This is a genomic window from Mesorhizobium sp. M7A.F.Ca.CA.004.12.1.1 (genome assembly GCF_003997835.1).
Classification (GTDB): domain Bacteria; phylum Pseudomonadota; class Alphaproteobacteria; order Rhizobiales; family Rhizobiaceae; genus Mesorhizobium.
Map to the genome: position 1 here is coordinate 1 of NZ_RZRK01000755.1, position 2,928 is coordinate 2,928.

A 2,928-nucleotide genomic window follows, 5' to 3' on the forward strand; every position below is an offset into this window, starting at 1 on the left:
TATCGAGGCTCTCCGGCGCGTAGAGAACGTGCGGCGAAAAGAAGGTGAGTTCGATTTCCACCTTGGGGTAGAGCTTTCTGAACGCCATGAGCATCTGCGTGTAGTAGGCCGTGCCGAACTCCCCCGTGGCGCCGATCCGCAAGGTTCCGGTCACGTCGTCGCTCAGTTCCGTCACGGCGGCCCGCGCCGTATCGCAGCTTTGCAGTATCTGCCGCGCGTGCCCGAGCAGGGTTTGCCCTGCCTCCGTGAGCAACAGGACACGGCCGGAGCGCTCGAACAGAGCGACCTTCAGATCGTCTTCAAGCTGCTTGAGCCGAAGACTGAGCGTGGATTTGGGCAGGCCGTACAACTTCGCCGCGGCGGACAATGACCGCAGTTCCGCGATTTTTACAAATGATGCCAGAGCATCGGTGTTCATTTGATCGTTCACATTTCTGTGCAAAATGCCCAAAAAATGAGCATGATTATTTTTGTTGCATGAACGAACGTAATCGGCTGTTATGCACTGCACAAGAGCCAATTCGCTTTTGCCAAATCAAAAAAGACGCTCCGGCGGCAATCGTCACCGTGCAGGGAAGCTGCATGGGCGCGGCATGCTTCCGGCTGAGAAAAACAAAGAAAACAAGGGGAACCACGAAATGAAAGAGCGCAACACGATGCCGTCCGGCTCAGTTCGCCTGTTCGCGGCGGCGGCCACGGTTTTCGCATCCTGTGCTGCGTCCGGCGCATATGCCTTTACTCTGGAAGGGTCGCCCAAGGTCGCGTTCATCTATGCAAGTTCAGCGCAAGACGGCGGATGGAACGAAGCCCTCGAGGCCGGCCGCAAGGCCGTGGAGGAACAGCTACAGGTGCCTGTCTCGGTGACGGAGAACATACCGGAAGAGACCACGAAGCTGCGCGCGGCGATCGATCTCTACGTCAAGCGCGGCTTCAACATCATAATCGGCACCACCTATGGCTACAGCGCCCCAATGGCCGAAGCGGCCAAAGCCTATCCGAATGTGGCGTTTCTCAGTGCTTCGGGCACGGAGAATGGGGCCAACATGGAAAGCTTCTATGCCCGCACTTACCAGGGTTGGTACCTTGCAGGCATCGCGGCAGGACAGGCGACGAAGACGAAGAAGATCGGCATCCTCGCCGGCTTTCCGGTCGGCGTGGTGAACTGGGATATCAACAGTTTTGCACTCGGGGCCCATTCGGTCGATCCTACGATCGAAACGGTCGCGGTCTTCGCCAACTCCTGGTGGGACCCGGTGAAGGAAGGGCAGATCGCCCAGGCCATTCTCGACCAGAAGGCCGACGTGCTCGCCACGAATCTGAGCGCGACCTCGGCGCTCGACGCCGCCGAAAAGGCAGGCGTTCCTTCGATAGGCTTTCAGCTCGACATGTCGCATGCCGCGCCGCGGACGATCCAGACCTCCGTCATCTTCCGCTGGGAGAAATATCTTGTGCCGACGATCAAGGAGATCATCGACGGCAACTGGAAACCCGAGGAATACGGCGCCTTCGAAGGCCTTGAAGCCGGCGTGGTCGATCTCGCTCCTTTTGGCCCCTCGGTTTCCGAGGAGACCAAGGCAAAGGTCGAGGCAGCAAAGCGGGAGATCATCACCGGCAAGCTTGATCCGTTCCAGGGCCCTCTGAAAAAGCAAGACGGCACCATCGTTGTCGACGCCGGCGGGAAGGTCGACGATGCGGCGCTCTGGTCGATGGACTATTTCGTCGACGGTGTCATCGGCACCATGCCGGCGAAGTAATGACGACGGCGCTTCCGCAGGCAGGAGACATGCGACAACCGCCGGGCACGCCGGCGGCTCTGTTGATGCGCGGCATAGGCAAGTCGTTTGACGGCAAAGCCGCGCTCCGCGATGCGTCCTTCTGTCTCGAATGGGGAGAGGTGCATGCCATCGTCGGTGAGAACGGTGCAGGCAAGTCCACTTTGATGAACGTGGCGGCCGGCGTCTATGTAGCTGACGGGGGCGACCAATCGATCGACGGCGAAGCGATCAGTTTGCGCAGCCCGCTGGAAGCCGCCGCCGCCGGTCTCGGCATGGTCCATCAGCATTTCCGGCTGGTCGAGAGTTTTACGGTTGCCGAAAATGTTCTCCTCGGCTTCGGTCGCAAGGCTGCTGTGAAAACGCTGAGCGATGCGGCGGCGATCGTTTCCGCCAAGTCGAGCGAGATCGGCCTGCCCGTCGATCCGCACAAGCTGGTAGCGAACCTTTCGATCGCCGAACGCCAGCGCGCCGAGATCATCAAGGTCATGCTTCTGGGCGCCCGAATTCTGGTCATGGACGAACCGACGGCGGTGCTGACCGACGAGGAAGCGCGCACGCTTCTCTCTTTTGCCCAGCGATTGTCGAGGCAAGGTCACGCCGTGGTTCTGATCACGCACAAGTTCCGGGAGGTTGCCGCTTTCTGCGACCGGGTAACGATCATGCGGCACGGCGAGACCGTGCTTGACGGTGCGCGGGTTGCGAACGTCACCGAAGCGGAGGTGGCGCGGCTGATGGTCGGCGATGCCTTGACGGTTGCGGGCCGGCCGTCATCTCGGCCGGGCGATGTGTGTCTGAGCGTGGAAAGGCTTTCCGCACGGGCGACCGCTCACGGGCAAAGCCTGAACGATCTCGGGTTCGAGCTGCATGTCGGCGAAATCCTTGGCATCGCCGGCGTCGGTGGAAACGGGCAGGAGGAACTCGTTGCCTGCCTTCTCGGACTCGACCGTGCCGGTGCCGGCGCGATCGTACTGGATGGCCAGGACATATCCACCGCCAAGCCAGACCAGCGCCGCGAGGCCGGCTTGCGCGTCATCCCCTCCGACCGCTTTGACAGCGGGTTGATCCGGGAGCTTTCCATTGCCGACAATCTCGCGCTCACGACCGTCGCCAGCGGTAGCTTCGGCGGTCCGTTTCTCCTGAGCCGGCGGGCGAT

The 2,928-nt window shown here is 61.1% G+C and carries 3 protein-coding genes; 2 read left to right on the forward strand and 1 reads right to left on the reverse strand.

The annotated features are described in order from the left end of the window. The coding region (locus EN984_RS28965; protein WP_164765717.1) for a LysR family transcriptional regulator at positions 1–418 on the reverse strand (418 nt) is incomplete at its 3' end. Between the two features lie 220 nt (positions 419–638). Here EN984_RS28965 and EN984_RS28970 point away from each other — a divergent pair. Both EN984_RS28970 and EN984_RS28975 read left to right on the forward strand, forming a co-directional pair. Continuing rightward, the gene (locus tag EN984_RS28970) at positions 639–1,754 is read left to right on the forward strand and encodes a BMP family ABC transporter substrate-binding protein (RefSeq protein WP_164748937.1); all 1,116 of its coding nucleotides are present in this window, start codon (positions 639–641) and stop codon (positions 1,752–1,754) included. A 29-nt stretch (positions 1,755–1,783) separates the two neighbouring features. Next, on the forward strand, positions 1,784–2,928 hold a 1,145-nt coding region (locus EN984_RS28975), incomplete at its 3' end, for an ATP-binding cassette domain-containing protein (protein ID WP_164765718.1).